The sequence below is a fragment of the Virgibacillus sp. AGTR genome (assembly GCF_016919725.2).
GTDB classification, from domain to species: domain Bacteria; phylum Bacillota; class Bacilli; order Bacillales; family Amphibacillaceae; genus Virgibacillus; species Virgibacillus salarius.
In genome coordinates, this window is record NZ_JAJERH010000014.1 from 13,405 (window position 1) to 31,911 (window position 18,507).

At 37.1% G+C, this 18,507-nt stretch carries 19 protein-coding genes; 10 read left to right on the plus strand and 9 right to left on the minus strand.

Features of this window, described 5'->3' with window-relative positions:
* Positions 1-78: 78 nt before the first annotated feature.
* Together JUJ52_RS07825 and JUJ52_RS07830 are read left to right on the plus strand one after the other, a co-directional pair.
* On the plus strand, positions 79-846 hold the full coding sequence (locus JUJ52_RS07825; RefSeq protein WP_026682960.1) for an ABC transporter ATP-binding protein: 768 nt from the start codon (positions 79-81) through the stop codon (positions 844-846).
* Between the two features lie 15 nt (positions 847-861).
* Entirely contained in the window at positions 862-2,718 is a 1,857-nt protein-coding gene (locus JUJ52_RS07830; RefSeq protein WP_121604014.1) for an ABC transporter permease, read from the plus strand.
* Positions 2,719-2,768: 50 nt separating this feature from the next.
* Here JUJ52_RS07830 and JUJ52_RS07835 read toward each other — a convergent pair whose 3' ends face one another.
* On the minus strand, positions 2,769-3,959 hold the full coding sequence (locus JUJ52_RS07835) for an MFS transporter (protein ID WP_226983566.1): 1,191 nt from the start codon (positions 3,957-3,959) through the stop codon (positions 2,769-2,771).
* Positions 3,960-4,279: 320 nt separating this feature from the next.
* On the opposite strand from JUJ52_RS07835, the gene gntK reads away from it, so the two are divergent.
* Positions 4,280-5,821, plus strand: coding sequence for a gluconokinase (gene gntK / locus JUJ52_RS07840; RefSeq protein ID WP_205389162.1), 1,542 nt, complete (start codon positions 4,280-4,282; stop codon positions 5,819-5,821).
* Between the two features lie 579 nt (positions 5,822-6,400).
* On the opposite strand, the gene JUJ52_RS07845 is transcribed toward gntK, so the two are convergent.
* From JUJ52_RS07845 to JUJ52_RS07855, 3 genes are all read right to left on the minus strand, one after another.
* Positions 6,401-7,117, minus strand: a complete 717-nt coding sequence (locus tag JUJ52_RS07845; protein WP_205389164.1) for a sulfite exporter TauE/SafE family protein — start codon at positions 7,115-7,117, stop codon at positions 6,401-6,403.
* Between the two features lie 122 nt (positions 7,118-7,239).
* Entirely contained in the window at positions 7,240-7,857 is a 618-nt protein-coding gene (locus JUJ52_RS07850; RefSeq protein WP_205389166.1) for a superoxide dismutase family protein, read from the minus strand.
* Between the two features lie 435 nt (positions 7,858-8,292).
* A complete protein-coding gene (locus tag JUJ52_RS07855; RefSeq protein WP_166530630.1) occupies positions 8,293-8,799 on the minus strand; it encodes a DoxX family protein in 507 nt (168 codons plus the stop codon).
* Between the two features lie 237 nt (positions 8,800-9,036).
* Between JUJ52_RS07855 and JUJ52_RS07860 the strand changes: the two genes are divergently transcribed.
* Genes JUJ52_RS07860 through JUJ52_RS07880 form a run of 5 tightly spaced genes read left to right on the plus strand, consistent with a single transcriptional unit; the run spans position 9,037 to position 13,212 of the window.
* Complete coding sequence (locus tag JUJ52_RS07860; RefSeq protein ID WP_205389168.1) at positions 9,037-9,765, plus strand: hypothetical protein; 729 nt, start codon at positions 9,037-9,039, stop codon at positions 9,763-9,765.
* A 21-nt stretch (positions 9,766-9,786) separates the two neighbouring features.
* Positions 9,787-10,188: a GntR family transcriptional regulator gene (locus JUJ52_RS07865; RefSeq protein ID WP_026682968.1), complete on the plus strand. Its 402-nt coding sequence runs from the start codon at positions 9,787-9,789 to the stop codon at positions 10,186-10,188.
* Positions 10,185-11,033 (plus strand): ATP-binding cassette domain-containing protein, encoded by an 849-nt coding sequence (locus JUJ52_RS07870; RefSeq protein WP_026682969.1) that lies wholly within the window; start codon positions 10,185-10,187, stop codon positions 11,031-11,033. Before JUJ52_RS07865 ends, JUJ52_RS07870 begins: the two co-directional genes overlap by 4 nt.
* An 18-nt stretch (positions 11,034-11,051) precedes the next feature.
* The gene (locus JUJ52_RS07875) at positions 11,052-11,984 is read left to right on the plus strand and encodes an ABC transporter ATP-binding protein (RefSeq protein WP_205389172.1); all 933 of its coding nucleotides are present in this window, start codon (positions 11,052-11,054) and stop codon (positions 11,982-11,984) included.
* A complete protein-coding gene (locus JUJ52_RS07880) occupies positions 11,977-13,212 on the plus strand; it encodes an ABC transporter permease (RefSeq protein WP_166530633.1) in 1,236 nt (411 codons plus the stop codon). The genes JUJ52_RS07875 and JUJ52_RS07880 overlap by 8 nt, the downstream gene beginning before the upstream one ends.
* A 235-nt stretch (positions 13,213-13,447) precedes the next feature.
* On the opposite strand, the gene JUJ52_RS07885 is transcribed toward JUJ52_RS07880, so the two are convergent.
* The 4 genes from JUJ52_RS07885 to JUJ52_RS07900 form a co-directional block, all read right to left on the minus strand.
* Positions 13,448-13,645, minus strand: a complete 198-nt coding sequence (locus JUJ52_RS07885; protein WP_121603754.1) for a hypothetical protein — start codon at positions 13,643-13,645, stop codon at positions 13,448-13,450.
* Between the two features lie 323 nt (positions 13,646-13,968).
* Positions 13,969-14,265 carry a DUF4306 domain-containing protein gene (locus tag JUJ52_RS07890; RefSeq protein WP_205389174.1) on the minus strand — a complete coding sequence of 99 codons (297 nt, stop codon included), beginning with the start codon at positions 14,263-14,265 and terminating at the stop codon, positions 13,969-13,971.
* A gap of 330 nt (positions 14,266-14,595) precedes the next feature.
* Positions 14,596-14,790 (minus strand): shikimate kinase, encoded by a 195-nt coding sequence (locus JUJ52_RS07895; RefSeq protein WP_226983567.1) that lies wholly within the window; start codon positions 14,788-14,790, stop codon positions 14,596-14,598.
* Positions 14,791-14,813: 23 nt separating this feature from the next.
* Positions 14,814-15,440, minus strand: a complete 627-nt coding sequence (locus JUJ52_RS07900; protein ID WP_226983568.1) for an NUDIX hydrolase — start codon at positions 15,438-15,440, stop codon at positions 14,814-14,816.
* Between the two features lie 397 nt (positions 15,441-15,837).
* Between JUJ52_RS07900 and JUJ52_RS07905 the strand changes: the two genes are divergently transcribed.
* Positions 15,838-16,374 (plus strand): flavodoxin family protein, encoded by a 537-nt coding sequence (locus tag JUJ52_RS07905; RefSeq protein ID WP_205389175.1) that lies wholly within the window; start codon positions 15,838-15,840, stop codon positions 16,372-16,374.
* 168 nt (positions 16,375-16,542) lie between these two features.
* On the opposite strand, the gene JUJ52_RS07910 is transcribed toward JUJ52_RS07905, so the two are convergent.
* Complete coding sequence (locus JUJ52_RS07910) at positions 16,543-16,887, minus strand: hypothetical protein (RefSeq protein WP_026682975.1); 345 nt, start codon at positions 16,885-16,887, stop codon at positions 16,543-16,545.
* Positions 16,888-17,384: 497 nt separating this feature from the next.
* Here JUJ52_RS07910 and JUJ52_RS07915 point away from each other — a divergent pair, with 497 nt between their 5' ends.
* Positions 17,385-18,506 (plus strand): N-acetylmuramoyl-L-alanine amidase family protein, encoded by a 1,122-nt coding sequence (locus JUJ52_RS07915; protein WP_205389176.1) that lies wholly within the window; start codon positions 17,385-17,387, stop codon positions 18,504-18,506.
* Position 18,507 lies beyond the last annotated feature (1 nt).

Below are 18,507 nucleotides of genomic sequence, written 5' to 3' on the forward strand. Positions count from 1 at the left end.
TGCTGAAAGGAAAATCCATACCTTCTAACTCCTAATAACGGTAGACTAGCATTAGAAAATAAAGTTGGAGGTAGGATTATGAGTCAACCTGTATTACACGTAAACCATTTAAATAAAGTTTATGGGAAGAAAAATGAAAATCAATTTCACGCATTAAAAGACGTCTCTTTTGATATAGAGAGCGGTGAATTTGTTGGAATTATGGGGCCATCAGGCGCCGGAAAAACCACTCTATTAAATGTTATTTCTACATTAGATCAATCTTCTAGTGGAACCATTGAGATCGCTGGTACGAATATTACCGCTATGAAGCAAAACCAGTTGGCAGATTTTCGTTCCGAGCAGCTTGGATTTATCTTTCAAGACTTTAACCTGTTAGAAAACCTGACTGTATATGAAAACATTGCTCTACCGTTATCATTAAAAGGTGTTTCCACTCGACATATTAAGCCAAGCGTGATGAACGTTGCACAAAAATTAGGTATTGAAAAGATTATCGATAAATATCCTATTACAATATCTGGAGGTCAAAAACAACGTGTTGCTGCTGCGCGAGCACTTGTACATGAGCCTGCCATGATTTTAGCAGATGAGCCAACCGGTGCCTTGGACTCTAAAAACGCAAAAAGCTTAATGGAAACATTAGTTCACTTAAATGAAAAGCTTAATACTTCAATTATGTTAGTTACACATGATCCGTTAAGTGCTAGCTATTGTCAGCGAATCTTATTCATCCAAGATGGCCAATTATATAAAGAAATCCATCGCAACACAACAAGAAATAGCTTCCATCAGGAAATCCTAGATGTACTTGCTGAGTTTGCTACATCAAATGAATTGGAATAGAAAGTAGGTGATACGATGTTAGTAAAATTAACTTTATCAAGTATGCGAAAAATGTTTAAAGATTATTTAGTATTATTGTTTGGATTAACGATATCCATTGCTATTTTTTACATGTTTCAAACGTTAGCTCAAAATAAAGCATTTGTTGAAGCAAATTCATTAATTAGTTCCATCATGTTTGTGTTTCATGTTGGTTCCTTTATTTTAGGGTTTATTACCATTTTCTATATATTCTATGCCACTTCTTTTATTCAAACATTAAGGCAAAAAGAAATGGGCATGTATATGACACTTGGAGCTAAAAAGGGTAAAATCACACAACTGATGTTTTTCGAAACATTCTTCATTGGGATTATCTCTCTTGTCGTAGGAATCATAGTCGGAGTTGGATTATCGATTGGTATTTCTGACTTGTTAATGCAACAGCTTGATTTTTCAGTAGAAGGATTTAAGGCAGTATATACTTCCTCCATCCTTACAACCGTTATCTTTTATATTATTTTATTCCTGTTGACTTCCATCGTAAATGCTTGGCAGATTGGCAGAAGAAGTGTATTACATTTACTACACGCTGGTCAGAAGCAAGATTTCGTGAAGGTAAGTGGTGTAAAAACGTTCTTTGGCGTGCTATTTGCCATTATATTAATCGGCATTGGCTATTTCGCAATGATTGAAATTGAAAAGCTACAGCAGTTAGGTGTAATTTTAGCCTCCGTTACAATTATACCAGGAACATACCTTGTTTTTATCTCGTTTTTACCCTATTTCTTGAAAAAGCTAAAGCAAAACCGACAGCTTAATGAGAAAGGAATTAATTCATTTACACTTGGACAACTTCGTTTTCGTATGCTTAACTTAACAAAGGTACTAGGAACGGTTGCCATGCTTATTGCTCTTGGATTAGGAGCCATGACAGCAGGGATCTCCTTTTATCATAATATTGAAATTCAATCTTCCATGTTCCATGCGAATGATGTCGCCATACATCAACCAACTGAGCAAGATTTAGAAGCACTCAAGTCGATGGATGTGACTGAACAGCATACGTATACGTATAAAGTAACTGATGATGGTATTTATTTTCTTAAAAATAAGCTAATCGAAGATCCACCATTGGTGCAGGCGTACAATGCACAGTTTGAGTTACCAAAAAAGCAACGTGTTGAAGATAAATTACCTGCTTCGTCTTATTCACTTCAAGAAGATGCAGGCTCTGAGGAATTACCTGAAAATTGGTGGTCAGCAATATCTACCGAAATCAATGCTAGCTACAACATGTTTGGCTCTACTTCAGTGTATGTTGTTGATCAGGCTAAGTACGACGAGATAGATGCGAACGATAATGAAGTAATTTTGGCTCGCGTCGAAGATTTTAAGGCGGACATTCCGCAGATAGAAAAAATCGATAAGGGTCAAGCTCAGATCGCAGAAAAATATCGTGGAGAACCAGTTGAAAATACCGGTAGTAAGTTCACGAACTATGTTGCATTAAAGAGTCTTGCTAGCGGAACCATTTTTATGGGAATATTCCTAGGAATAGCTTTCTTAATGATGATGGCCAGTGTTCTGATGTTTAAATTACTATCAAGCGCAGGGGCAGATATACATCGCTATAGTATGCTAAGGAAAATTGGCGTACGCAAATCATTATTGAAGAAATCTATCTACCGTGAGCTCTTCCTATTATTCCTTTTTCCAGCGTTAGTTGGCTTAGTGCATGTAATTGTGGGAATGCAAATGTTCTCGTTTATTATCATTGAGCCTTATACAAAAATTTGGATCCCAATTAGTATTTTCTTCGTAATTTACGGACTATACTATTTGATTACCGTTCATTTATATAAGCGAATTGTCCTTCCAAAGGAAAAATAGTGTTAGCAGCTAATCTAAAAACCAAGCGATAATTATCTTCGCTTGGTTTTTTACTGCCGATTATGACTACGAGCTGCCTTCCATACTAGATATATATATAAAATAATCGAAAGCGACACAGAGCCTGCAGCTGTTACATAAATGAAAGAATAATTGAATACAAAGGCAATTTGTCCAAATATAATAGCGCCTAACCCTATACCTAAATCAAAGAAAGAGAAAAATGTTGCATTTGCCATACCCTTTCGATTACCCGGCGCATTTTCAACAGCCCATGCTTGTAAGGCTGGCTGCACAGAGCCAAATCCAAGTCCATACATACCAGCTGCAATTAGCATAACTGCAGTATTTGGCAGCCAGGCTAATAAGAGCATTGCCCCAAAAATTAAAACCGTCCCTGGTAAAAAGACATAGAGATGCCCTTTTCGATCATACACTTTACCAGCAAAGGTACGAGAAATCATTAAAAAAATGGCATATACAAGAAAATAAGATTCGATTCCAGCTACACTTTTTTCTGCTGCGTGTAACGGAAGGAAAGTGGCAATTCCTCCAAACGTAAAGGTAATAAAAAATAATAACATGGAAGGCTGTATTGCAGTTTTTTCAAAGATATCGAACTTCACCGCAACTGTTTTATGTTCAGACTGGTCTACCTTTTTATACCTGATTGTACTCGATAATATAAATGCAATCAAACCACCACTAGCACAGATTAGAAATAGTTGTGGAAAGGTTATGACATCTACTAATGTCAATCCAAGTGAAGGACCAAAGGCAAGAGCAATGTTACCTGATAATCCGAAATAACCCATCCCCTCTCCACGGCGTTTAGGGGGAATAAGATCGGTGGCAATTGTTCCAGTCGCTGTGGTTGAAAATCCCCAGCCTATTCCTTGAACAATTCGCATCATAAGTAAAAAGGCTATGCTTGTAACGAAGGCGAAAGAGCCAACCGATAATACAAACACACCAAGACCGAACATATAAACAAAGCGTCTCCCTCTAGATTCCAGTGCATGACCAGCATATGGTCTCATTAAAAGTGCTGAAAATGTAAAAATACCAACAATAATGCCGATTAGCTGATCACTACCACCAAGCTCTTTCACAAATAATGGCAGGGTTGGGAGCGTCATTTGAAAACCTAGAAAAATAAAGAAATTAGCTAAACAGATTAGTATAAAGTCACGCGTCCAGATTTTTCCAGATTTATTTGTAGTAGCTTGCTGTGCATCCACAATAACCCTCCTTTTTCTTCGACACTCGAAATATATTATACAGATTTGGAGGGAGAAAGCAATGATTACAAACTATGAAGCTATTCATTTAGTTACTTGTTCTATAAGAGTGACTGTTTTTTGTTGAACAGTAAGGTGGATGAGACAACTACCAATGAAAATAAAGGGAAAATTCAATTCAGTTGGAGATGTTTATATACCGTTAATCACCAGTACAACTAGTATAGTTCTGTCTTTTATTGATACAATGAAAAAAACAATATGATTATACAAGGAGGATACAATTGTATCTTCGTTATGTACTGAAAGTAGGGATATAAATGATTACATACTACCTTGGTGTCGACATAGGCACAACAAGTACAAAGGCGGTACTCTTTACAAAAGATGGAAGAATTACCTCAAATCATACGATCCATTATCCGCTACACACCCCAACTCCATTGATTGCCGAACAGAATCCATTGGAAATATTTGATGCAGTGATCCGTAGTATTCGCGAAACAATTCGAAAAAGCAACATTTCACCGATGGATGTATCATTTATTTCCTTCAGCTCAGCAATGCATAGTCTCATTGCTGTGGATAAATCGGATCAACTTTTAACCAATAGCATTACATGGGCAGATACACGAAGTACAAAGTACGCGGATCAAATAAAGGAAAATAATGGACATGCTTTATATTTACGCACGGGGACACCTATTCACCCAATGTCTCCATTGTCTAAAATAGTGTGGTTGAGGGAAGAAAAGCCAGAGATATTTAGACAGACCAAAAAATTTATTTCCATTAAAGAATATGTATTTTTTCGGTTATTTAAAACCTATGCTATTGATTATTCTATAGCTTCCGCAACGGGTTTATTGCATTTAAATAGGTTGGATTGGGATGAAGAAGCATTACGTGTAGCAGGGGTATCAACAAGTCAACTCTCTAAACTGGTTCCTACCACTGAAGTATTCACTGGCATATCCGATGAACTGAGTCATTTTATGGGAATTAAACAAACAACGAAATTTGTCATTGGCGCAAGTGATGGCGTTCTTTCTAACCTCGGAGTGGATGCAATGGAGCAAGGTGTTATTGCAGTTACAATTGGTACAAGTGGTGCCATACGGACAGTTACAAATAAACCACATACCGATGTAAAGGGTAGGACCTTTTGCTATGCATTAACAGAGAAGCATTGGATCATTGGGGGAGCTGTTAATAATGGAGGCATGATACTACGATGGCTCCGAGAGGAATTGGCTGATGCTGAGGTCGAAACAGCAAAACGCCTAGGTATTGATCCGTACGACATGCTCACTGAGATCGCCTCTAAAGTAAATCCAGGTGCGGACGGATTGCTCTTCCATCCATATATGACTGGTGAACGTGCCCCATTTTGGAATGCTAATGCCCGTGGTTCTTTCTATGGGCTTAGTATCCATCATCAAAAGCAACATATGATACGAGCAGTACTAGAGGGCGTTATTTACAATCTATACAGTGTATTACTAGCATTACAGGAACATATTGGAGAACCATTAAGGATCCAAGCAACAGGTGGATTTGCTCGTTCTGAGATGTGGCGGCAGGTATTGGCAGATGTCTTTGATAAACCAGTTATCGTGCCTAAAAGTTATGAAAGCTCATGTTTAGGTGCTGTGATTCTTGGAATGTATGCCCTTGGTGAAGTTGAAGACCTGCAAAGTATTTCCGATATGATTGGCAGCACGCATACACATTATCCAGAAAAAAATTCAAGCGATATTTATCGGGAGCTACTTCCAATTTTTATTCGCTTATCAAATTTATTTGAAGATGAATACCAGTGTATAGCGGACTTTCAACGAAAGCATAGCACGAATTATTAGAGGTAAATTACTATTCGCTGATATCTAAGTGTCATTCAATTTAATCAACGATATTAGATACGAGCAGGAAAAGATTATGCAAAATGTATGACGTAATTAAAAGAGGTAACAGCTTTTGAGTTGAACTTTCAAAAGATCGTCTCGAATTTCAAGTGCTTATTCCGCTTCCCGGTATTGGAGAAATTACAGTCGTCAGAGAGTTCGACGATAGTCGTCGTTTTAAAAACCATAAAGTGAAACTTAAGCCGTGGGGGGTTTTGTTATTCTTCATGGATTGGTAGTACCACAAGGGTATGACCAAAGGCATTTAAACAAATCGGACATTTACTGGCAGTCGACCACGCTTATCCATATTGGGTTCTCTTTATTACTGGAGGTAGGAGCTTACTGCCAGTTATATGCGAGATAATCTTTTTAGAATAAATAATTTACCACCTGAAAATATGAGAGACTCCTTAAAAAAGAAGAACACTTTTTCAAAGAACCTATGTAATTATCGAAGATGCATGGCTCGTCTTTGTAACGGAACGTTTTAATTATATGATAACTTCTTGTTGACTAGTTAACACTCACAACGATTTATAATTGTTCGATTAATAAATATATTCCTGTAAACAACAATAGCCCATATGTTAACTTTTGGAATAATGCTCGATTAATCCTTTTAAAAAGAATTTGACCAGTAATTAGCCCTATTACCACGAGCGGAAGTGACCACGCACTTGCTATCCAAATTTGCTTTGACGTTCCAGCAGCAACAACCTGTATAATTAAGCTAATCATGTAAATAAATAGGTAAAATGCTAGCGTTGTTGCCCGCAGCGTCTCCTTCGATGTATTCGTACTCGAAAAATATAATAAAATGGGGGGGCCTGGCATACCAATACTTGTTGTAAACGCTCCGGAAAATCCGCCAGCTATATAATCGCGATGATTTGTTTGTTTCAGACGAAATCGCATCATTAATAATATGGTTAAGAGTAATATAGTTACACTAATTATAAGCGTCAAGACCTCCACATCAATTAGCAGAAAAATTACTGTACCAACAGGTAAACCAAACACACTTCCCCATCCAAATCTTTTTACAATACCTAAATCTACATCGTGTCTAATTTTATAGATTAGTGCACATGAGATAATTAATGAAATAACTAAGTTTATTTGGATTGCTTCTCTAGGTTCAAAGATTAATAACAAAAGAGGTGTAGCAATAATAGAAAAGCCAAATCCGGTACTCGTTTGCAATATAGAAGCAACTAATATAATGAAGGAAAAAAGAAAAATGGATTCCATATACTCACCTACAGCATGGTAAATTTTAGATAACCTTATTATATCAAAGAACGCTGAAAGAATATGAATGATTGCTTATGCCATGAAAAATGCCCGAGCTATCTCGCTCGGGCACATTGGATCTATTCAGCTATTACACCACAGGCTATACGGTCTCCTGCATCTCCTGATGGCTGAGATATATAATCATCTGCACCAGCATGGATTACTAAAGCTGTTCCTCCCTCTTTATAAAGCGAATTATCTTTCCCTTTTTTCAGCGTAACCAATTCGGCTGTTGTTTCTGTGTTTACGGTACCATCTTCCCCAACTTCAATATTCGGTAGATCGCCTGCATGAGGACCTTCTGGGTGCTTCTTTCCATGCTTAGTTTGACCAGGATTAAAATGTCCCCCTGCCGACTTAAAATCTGGCGGTTGACAGGATCCTGTTTCATGAATATGAAAGCCATGTGTTCCAGGTGGTAAGTTTTCTCCGTTAAGTTTTATATGAACACCCGATTTCACTTGCTTTAGTGTCGCTGTTGCAACAACATGATCATCTTTATCTTTTAATGAAACGAGAACCTCTTCCTCTGCAGTTGCATTATCTGGATTCCCTACAGTTGGACTATCTTCATTTTGTTGATCTTGTTCATTATTTTTATCGACGTTACCTTGCTGCTCCTCATTATTTGGATTACACGCTGCTAGAAGTAGTAATACCAATCCGAAAATTAGTATAGCATACGTCCTTTTCATACCCTTACGCTCCCTTCAAGGATGTTTAGTATCATCATTCACTTTTGTTAGACACCTTAAACATCAGAGTAGCATAAATTGATGAAAACGATAGGTAACTACTAATAATAGCCCCCTTTATTACTTTTAAATGACGTATGTCCTAGCAATAAAATCGTGTATAGCTAAGTTATCCACCCTCACTCCCACCATAAGGACGCTGACAATTATACCAATATATACCATAATTAAGAACATATACGAGACTCGCAATTATAACACGAAGAAGGGTGGTTATAATCGTGTTAGGGGCACATTTTATAATTTCCTAGGCAAAAATAAAAGTGAGCTGCCCTTTAAAGACAGCTCACTTACGATTGTCATTTTTTATATTATTAACCACTTCATATCTAACATCTATTTGCTCAGAAGCTTAACTATCAAATCGGTTAAATACTATGCCACTTTCATGTTTGTTTTTTTGCCAGTCGGTTTATGATTTTTTAAAAATGGGATAACCCAGCGATCCAATCCATATCTGCCAGCGTTATAACCAGCTACAAGTAAGAATGTCGTTAGTAATACCATTTGCGCATTTGTGCTGACTGTTCCGCTAAATAAGAAGGCAAAATTCATTGTTATTCCCATTAAAGCAGCGAAGTTGGTGAAAATTCCTAATATCAATGCAATACCTACTAATAATTCTCCCCACATCACAAGAAATGTGAATAGTTCTGCATTTGGAAGTGCAACTTTTTCTAGAAATACAGCCCACCAACCTTGAACTGCAGGGTGTTCACCACCTGCACTTGCTATTGCACCTTGTAAAAACCCACTAGCATCAAATCCACCGCCAGTTATTTTTCCATATCCGGCAGTTAGCCATTCATAGCCAATATAAATACGTATGATTGCCAATATTCCTGCTGCCACTTTATGATTGCGAATAAAATTCATGATCATTACTTTCATCTCCTTTTCAAATGCTCACTATTTCACAAAAACTTGTGTATTTCTTACTACACCTATAGTTTACCATGATTCATTTAAATTTAAATCACTTTGCTCACTATTTCACATTTAGTTCATAACTTTATTACCATTTCATGTAGGATGGAAATTTATTCTTGACACCCTACCTTAATCCTATATACTGTATATAAACACATACACAGCATAACAGTGTAAGGAGGGTTTACTATGAAGGAATGGAAGCAAGCTTACCAAGTAGCAAAACTAGAATTAACTCATTCGATAAAAGGCTTTTTCTTTTATTTTATCTTTTTAATGTTTATCTTATCCTTTCTTGCCACATCTCTAGAATCTTACATAGATAATGACTTTATGGGATATGATTTCTTCTTCATTTTCCTTTTTTTCATGGGAGGATTTTGGGCAAAACCAAAGGTGTTTCAAAGTCAAAAGCAGGCTTTAGATGTTTTAGTGTCACCTACCTTAATCATGCAACTCCAATTACCTATTAAGCAGGATGTGCTTATTAAGAGTAGATTTATAATCTATTTTTGTTATTCACTACCTTGGCAAGTTATCTTTTTGATACTGTTTTATTATGTATCCCCTATAAACGAAATGCTATCTATCAGCGCATATATTGCTTTCTCCGTCATTTGGTTGTCGACAGCTGTTTATGTTGGAACGTTATTTCCAATGAGTGATGCAGGAGAAAGAGGCTTTGCTGCAACAACGATTGGTACCATTATTATTGCTATCATGGTGTTATTTTTGATGTTCATTGCTTTTCTAGGTATCTATTTTTTTACTGATCATGGCTTCGTATATTGGTCTATCGTTATTGCCAAAAAATGGCCTTTTCTTGCATCCATACTGTCTATCGGATTGGCTGGCGCTGCTCTCCAAGCTCATCAAATTTATATGAAAAAGATAATGAATAAACTGGATTATATATAAAATTGGAAAGGAGTAATTAAAGTGGAATTGCCAATACGTCTTTCCAAGTCATCTCGTGAACCAATATATCATCAAATCGAAAATCAACTGAAGGCATTAATTGCAGGTGGACAGTTACCGGAAGGGGCTCCCTTACCATCTATTCGCTCACTATCCAAAGATCTGGAGACAAGTGTTATCACCATTCGAAGAGCCTATCAAAACTTAGAATACCAAGGGTTTATTCGTACATCCCAAGGGAAAGGAACCTTTGTAGCTGAAATTGAAGACGCACTGAAGCAGCAGGTTAAGGTTTCAGAGGTGTACCAAACGATTGAAAATGCAGTTGATACAGCACTTAGCTATGACTATACGATAGATCAAATAAAGGAGATCTTTACTGAAGTGATGGAATCACATACTAGAAAGGATGATAACAGTTGAATGGAATAATGGAAATTTCCAACCTAGAAAAAGGCTTAGATTCATTCCATCTTGGACCTATAAATTTAACGCTGGAACCCGGAACAATAACAGCATTAGTTGGTAATAACGGATCAGGAAAAAGCACCATATTAAAGTTAATTATGAATCTAGTAAAGCCTGATAAAGGAAACATTAAAGTGTTAAATAAATTTGTCCATGGTCCAGATGAGGGTTGGAAGACAACCGTAAGCTACCAACCACAGCCAATAATTGGCTGGAATGCTTTCTCAGGTAGAACACTTAAGAAATTTATTGCCCCTTACTATCCAAACTGGGATGAACACTTATTTGAAGAAATGGTGAAACGTTTCGATATTTCCCTAGATAAAAAGTTTATTCACTTATCTCCTGGCTCACAACAGAAGTTATGTCTTGCGTTAACCTTACCGAAAAACACACCTTTATTGCTGCTTGATGAGCCAACAACATTTATGGATATCCCTGCAAAGCAAGTATTTCTGGATATGATCGTAGCATGGATGGAACGAGGAGATCGAGCAATCGTTATGACCAGCCATCAATCTTCAGATATTATGAAACTTGCTGATTACTTATGCGTATTAAAAAGAGGAGAATGGGTTGGAACATATGAAAAAGAGGCATTAAATAATATGTTTAAACGCTACTGGTTATCCGATACGTTACCTGAAGAAAGGATACCTGGAGAATTACTGCGAACCAATAACCAAATCATTTCGAATAACCCAGATGATACAGAGGCATATTTCCATAATCAACATATAAAAAGCTCTTCTCAAGCACGCTTAGATTTAGAAGAAATAATTACATTATTAGTTGAATAATGAAAGGACGATGTCGACTTGAACACAATGCTTACTGTCAAAAGCTTAGGGAAATCCTTTAAAGGGAAGCAGATTATTTCCAATATTTCTTTTGAAGTAAAACAAGGGGAAATAATGGCTATTCTTGGTCCTAATGGAGCAGGAAAATCAACAACCATTCGTAACATCATGGGAATCATGTATCCAGATGAGGGATCCATTACATTTCATCATAGTAAAGGAGCTACTATTCCAAGACATAAAATTGGTTATTTACCAGAAGAGCGCGGTCTCTATAAAAATGTTAAGGTAATGGATATTTTACTATATTTAGCCGAATTAAAAGACTATCCACTAGATAAGGCGAAACAACGGGCACTCGATTACCTTAAAAAGTTTGATCTAGAGGGTAAAGAGAAGGTTAATGTGGAAGAGTTATCCAAAGGGATGGGGCAAAAAGTGCAATTTATTGCCTCCATTATTCATGAGCCAGAATTATTGATTTTAGATGAACCGTTTTCTGGTCTTGACCCTGTCAGTCAGGAGCTATTTAAGCAGGAAATTAGGAATCTCGCTCAGAATGGTACCGCCATATTATTATCCTCACATCAAATGAATCTTGTTGAGGAAATGGCAGATCGATTATTTATGATTCATCGCGGACAAAAAGTTATTTATGGTGAAATGACAGATGTAAAAATGGAATATGCTAACTTTAAATGTACGATACACGGCAAAAATAACAAACAAGATTTAGCACAACTTCCTAATGTACAACGCGTCGAACAGGAAGATGACCGCAGTATCATTTACCTTAGTAAGGACGTGCAGCCCACAACATGGCTAAGACAGCTTCCGAACCATATTAACATTCAGGAACTTACGCTGAATCGCATATCGCTCCATGAAATTTTTATTGATATTGCAACAGACAAAAATCTATTACACGAAGAAGGTGTGGAGCATGCGTAATACCATGAAGGTAGCCAAATGGGAGATCAAACGAAATCTAAAAAACAAGACATTTATTATTGGCATGTTTCTAACACCAGTTCTCATAATTGGTTTTATGCTACTCGGAAATACCTTTGGAGGGTCTGATACAGAGGAAACACAAGAGCTGACAACCGTTTTTATAAATGATCAGCTTCAATTATTTTCTGCCATCGAGGATACGGTTAAAACAAATGATCTCCCTTGGGAGTTAAAGCAATCGGATTTAAGCGAAGAAGAAGTAAACAAAGAATTAGAAGATACAGATGATACTGCTTACTTATTTATTGATCAACGTTCACTAGAAGAGGGTGTTATTCGAGCCTACACTTCTGAAGAAATACCCCCTTACTTTATCAACCAGGCACAAATTGTGGCAGGTCCATTACAAACGATGCAGATGAAGCAGCTTGGTTTAACTGAGGAAGAACTTGCGACCCTTTCACGTGGAGTTTCTGTTGAAGCGATTGCATCTAAAGAAGCGCAAGAAACTGTAAATGAAGAAGAAGCTGGAGCTGACCCGCTGAAACGAATTGTACCAGGTGCGTTCGCTGGATTTATCATGCTATCCATTGTATTTACAGGTATGGCGATATTCCAAAGTGCGTCACAGGAAAAGAAAGATAAGATTGCAGAGATTATTCTTTCATCATTAACACCAGCAGACCTTATGCAAGGAAAGATTATTGGCTATTTCGTTCTGGGTCTCATTCAGGCTGTGGTTTCCATTACACTTGTGTTGCCTATCATTGCTTGGCGTGTAGATATATCCATTTTGCAGTATTTATTAGTACCTGAACTAGCCTTTTATATCGCTATTGCCATCTTAGGCTACCTTCTCTTCGCCTCTATTTTTGTAGGTGTTGGAGCTACGATGGCAGACGTTTCTACTGCCGGTAATTTTCAGGGAATGGTCATGATGCTTCCATTTCTGCCATTCATTTTCATTGGTCCGGTCTTAAGTGATCCAAATGGATTCATGGCTCAGATTGGTTCTTATATTCCCTTTACTTCTCCAGGGGTTCTCTTACTACGATTAACTAGTTTAGAAGAATGGCCATGGATGGAAATTGCCATTTCATTGACGATTCTAATCATCAGCGTCTGGTTCTTTATGAAACTAGCTGGAAAGATATTTAAAGTTGGTATATTAATGTATGGTAAAAATGCTACACCTGCAGAAATATGGAAATGGATACGTGCTTAAACCTATATTATTTAAAGGAGGGGGAAGATCGCTCCCTCCTTTAATTCCAGCTTTTTATTACTACGTTAATCAGTTTCTCGATTCGTTTACAGCTTACCAAAGTAAAACTTCAATCAGTGGGGGCTTGCTAGCAGCAGGTAGTAAATCACTAAAAAAAACGGAGCAAAATTCGCTCAGTCCTTATCCTTACATGCTCAGATTTACGCTTCCTCTAGTAGCTATTATGGAATAATAGCTACTGCTTGACCACCACTCCGGCTGCCCACTTCCCTTTCCGTGGGGTTTGTCCTTCAGCTAACTTTTTTAGCAAAACCCGCTCAAAAAAGTGGATCTTCAGGTCAAACATTTCCCACAGGAGTTGAAGTGGCCGCCCTTCGCTATTATCAGGCTCTACAACGCTAGCATGAAGTAACACAGCTGCTTTTATACTCACGGATAGCGATTTTCACTTTACCCATTGTAAAAAAAGTCAACCTATTACTTATAACAAGAATTGTTGCACCTTCTCATAGCGGAGACTAATTACGTAGACTCCTGCGGGAATTGCGCGAGCCGAAAATCCACTTTGCAACGTGTTCTTCTTTGCAAAGTTAGTTGAGGCCGTGCCCGCCGAAAGCGAAGTAATTCGTCGGAGCATTGCCAATATACATCAAACATTTCATAATAACTACTTGGCTTAACGCAGTCATTGCACTGATTTTATACTTTCTTAACTTACAAAAAAAGCAATCCGCTGCCTCTTTTCAATCCTTCATGTTAAACCTCATCCTGTTTCTTCTTTTTCCTTCGTTTTCTAAAGTGAAATATAATCATACTAACCACTACAATACTAGCTATTATAAATATCGTGCTAGTAATAGGCTGAATGGTAAACGCATATAGCCATTGATCGATAAAGTATATATCTCTTGGGTCTGATACATCCTCAGGTGTAAATATCGTCTTATTTTGCCAATTATGCTCGAGCATCAGGTAGGAACCAGTCCAAGAGGTTAGAAATAATGTATATATGGAAACGATCAGTAATACGATGAAAACGATTATTTTTTTCATTCGTGATTCACCCTTAAAGTACTCAAATAGGTTTTTAATGCCTGTTTGTTAGTTATAAATGACCTGTTTATCGTTATAGCTGCTCAACATATTGCAAATATCCTGTCTTTTCTGCTCAAATTGTCTATTCCACTGCAACATACTGATAAATATAGAAAGTGTAGGTTGATAATTGGCAGGTTCGATGCCTAACTTCTGCCTTAGGAATCTTTTACAAATTCGAAACGACCGAACATGTTTATTCGTATCCAATATGATAATAAGATCTACGTGTTTAATACTAGGAATTACCAAATTATCACGATGAACACCTTCATTAATCCAAGCAAATTATTGACATATGCTTGAAAGTATCTTCTTACGTTCTTCGATTGTTCTTTTTATATCCCCTGTCTTCCTTCTATACCACACGACATTGTCCAATTCATAGTAGGTTATACGAAGCTGTTTCGCCAGCAACTTAGCTAACGTCGTCTTCCCACTACCTACAGAACCAATGATACGTATCTTACTTGGAATCTTCAACTGTGGCTCACCTACATTCTTTATTACTGTTCTTGCTTTATACTAGGTCTCAGCTGATGAAGTATGTGATGCGGTCTTATTTCGAATGCTTCATATGGGATGTAGGTTGGATGCATTGCATCTAATACCCTATCTAAAAAATGCTCTCGTGTAATATATTGAGATGTATTCGTAGCTGTTAATTTTCTAAAGCACACTTCTGTTGTTTCCTCTTCTTGCGTGCGTAAGTCACCAGATATGTATTTTCCTCTAAATACAATATTTATGATTCCCTTGGTAACATTCTGATAAATTCCAGTTATACCATCCATCTGGACGATAGCTCCTGTTTCTTCCTTAATTTCTCGATGTACCGCTTCTAATAATGACTCCTCTTCTTCCACTTGTCCTCCTGGTATCTCCATGGTATCTGCACGATCCATATTACGTACTAGTAGAACTTCCCCCTGATCATTCGTTATATAACCACTAACAGAAACTATATGCTTAGGATATTGATCGTTTCCTGTAGAAGTTAAGAATTCCTGACGACTATCTATAATGATATCCCCCAATTCTTTTCTTTTTTTCTGTCCCATTTTATGTAAGTCACTTGCTCTAATGTTCGCTTCGATACGCTCATATTCCTCCATATTATTATATGCCCACATAGCTGTTATTTCATCGTTTGATTGATTTACCCATCTGCCAACAAGGTTTGCCCCATAGGTATAAGCTGATTCGGAAGCAAATATTCATGAAAGAAGTTATTAAAAGCTTCAACGTTGCCCTTTTTCAATTTGTATGTTTTCTTTCTATATATCATCTTTGGAATAGCTCCTTTAGCTAAATCATTTATTTTATCTATAAATAAGATTCTTCTCTCACTTCTAAAATACCTGCTGAAGAATACAATTTAAGAAAAGGAAAAATTTCATGAGTTTTTAGGATTCCTTACCGTCCAAGGTATCCATAGGATTATGCCTGTTAAGATGGTAAAAACACTACAGTCTTTTGCTAAATACGGCTTCATTCATCCTGAAAAATCTTTCATAGGGAGGATAATACATGAAAATTGCTGTATTTCATGGTTCCACTCGAGTTAATGGAAATACGGAATATTTAACGTATCAAGCAGTTCCTAAAGAGAAAGGAACCCATATTTATTTACGCGATCATGATATTCAACCAATTATTGATAAACGTCATGCACCAGAAGGATTTCCAGTAGTTGAGGATGATCATACACAGTTAATCGATCAACTGTTAGAGCACGATACGCTTGTTTTCTCTACACCAATTTACTGGTATGGGATGTCTGGTCCAATGAAAACCTTTATTGATCGTTGGTCACAAATTTTAAGAGACGACAGCTATTCACATTTTCGTGCCGCATTAAAAGAGAAAAATGTTTATCTAATAATTGTTGGCGGTGATCATCCACGAGTAAAGGGACTACCGCTTATTCAGCAATTCAATTATATCTGTGAATTTTATGGAATGACACTAAAAGATTACGTGATTGGCCAAGCAAGACGACCTGGAGACATTGTTAATGATCAAGTTGCACTGACTGCTGCTTCAACGCTCATTCACATAGATTGAATTGGTATACATTAATAAACGACAGCTGTCTGCTATCAGAAAGAGAGTAAGACAAAAACCCCCATTTAACTTTATTACTTGAGGTGGGGGCTTACTGCCATATGCGGGATAAAGTTATGTAACACTTATGACAACGGCTTTTGTTAGCTGTTGTTTTTTTACTGTAGGTTAAGCCTCTGTCTTTTTATACATGCAATAGTTATAGCCAATTTGCAAACAGTTGCCAGTTAGAAAAGCGATAAAAACTAGAATTTCGACAGTCGGCCGCATATGAGTAATATAGATGGCCAGTAAAATAATTGCTATATGAATAGGAAACGTCCAAAGGCTGCGAATTAACTTTCTTCGGTAACTAAGCTGAAAATAGATAATCACTCTACCACGATCAATTTTTGGCTTATTTTTATAAACAATCGACATAACAATGGTTGCCATGATAGCTACCATCACTGGTATCAGTATATCCGTAACTGGAAAAGGTGTATATGCAGTTTGTAACCAAAAATAAAACAACGATATCCCCTCATTTTTTCCAAATTCCTTAAAAAGTTTAATAATGAACGTTACGATCTCCCGAAGACTTTTTCATAGAAGCCCTCTCTTCCACATGTAATAGTAAAACACCATTATAACAAACCCTAAAACAAATACAAAGATAAGATTAGTATCTTGACAGTTGATTATTTTAGATAAAGTGAAACTCCTATCAGGGTTTTGTTTATCCCCCCACTGATGGTTAGTACCACAAGGGTATGACCTAAAGACCATTGAACCAATCGGACATTTACTGGCAGTCGATACCCCACTTATCTATATTGGTTCCACCTTATTGCTTGAGGTGGGGGTCCTACTGCCAGTTATATGCTGGATAGAGGTATTTTTTGTGTTAATTCCTGCTACCCATCTAGCAATCTAGTACTTCATAGTTTATTTTTCAGAAACATAGTTTAATTAGTTATCTCCTTGTACATACTGTTATTACATTAAATTACTATTAAGAGGAGATTGCTATGCGGTTTATCTATTATATTGTTAGTAGCTTTGTCGTTATCTTTGTATCTATGCTTTTTTTTCCTAATGAAAGTCAAGCAGATACTCGAGAGCTTTTTGAAGTAGGAGAAACATTGCTAAATGTTAGAAGTGAACCATCAGACCAAGCAGAAATCATCGGTAAGCTACAAGCTGGTGATCAATTAGTCGCCTTCGAGGAAAAATATGGATGGATTAAAACATTTTATGATGGGAAGGAGGCATGGGTAGCAGGGCATTATTTGCATAATATTGGACAAGTAAGTGAAGCGAAAGAAACAGAAGAAGAAAAAATAAAAGTAGTAACAAAGAACACGCATATTCGCTCAGGTCCTGGCTCTAGCTATTCTAGTATTGGAACATTACCAGCTGGAAAAAGCTATAGACTAATAGAAACCAAGGGTGAATGGCATCAAATAGAAGTAAATAATGGACAAAACGGTTGGATAGCTTCCTGGCATACGGATACCCCAGTTCAAGAAGCTACAAGCGCGAGTGTATCCGCCCACACAATCAAAGCACCAGACCAGCAAACATCAAGTATAACATCAGCGACAAAACCGCTTGATGGTTATCATATCATGCTAGATCCAGGACATGGCGGGAAAGATTCAGGGGCAATGGGCTTGAAGAATGTATACGAAAAAAATATAACATTTACGACCGCTCAGAAAATTGCTGATAAGCTACGTGAAGCTGGGGCAACGGTACTGACTACAAGATCAAAGGATACGTATATATCATTAGATCGAAGAGTTGAATTAAGTCATTCTAACAAGACCAACGCATTTATTAGCATTCATTATAATGCATTTCCTGATTCTTCTGTTAGTGGCTTAAATACCTTCTATTATTCTAAGAAAAATGATCTTCGATTAGCAGAAAATGTGCATACATCACTAACAGCTTCTATTGATATGAAAGACCGTGGGATACTCCAGAAAAACTACCGTGTCCTACGAACAAATCATGCGCCATCTATTTTACTGGAGCTTGGTTTTATTACAAACCCAAATGATCTAGCCAAGATTCAAAGTGAATCATTTGAAACGAACGTAGCCGAAGCAGTTACCGATGGATTAAAAAACTATGTGCAAGAATAAC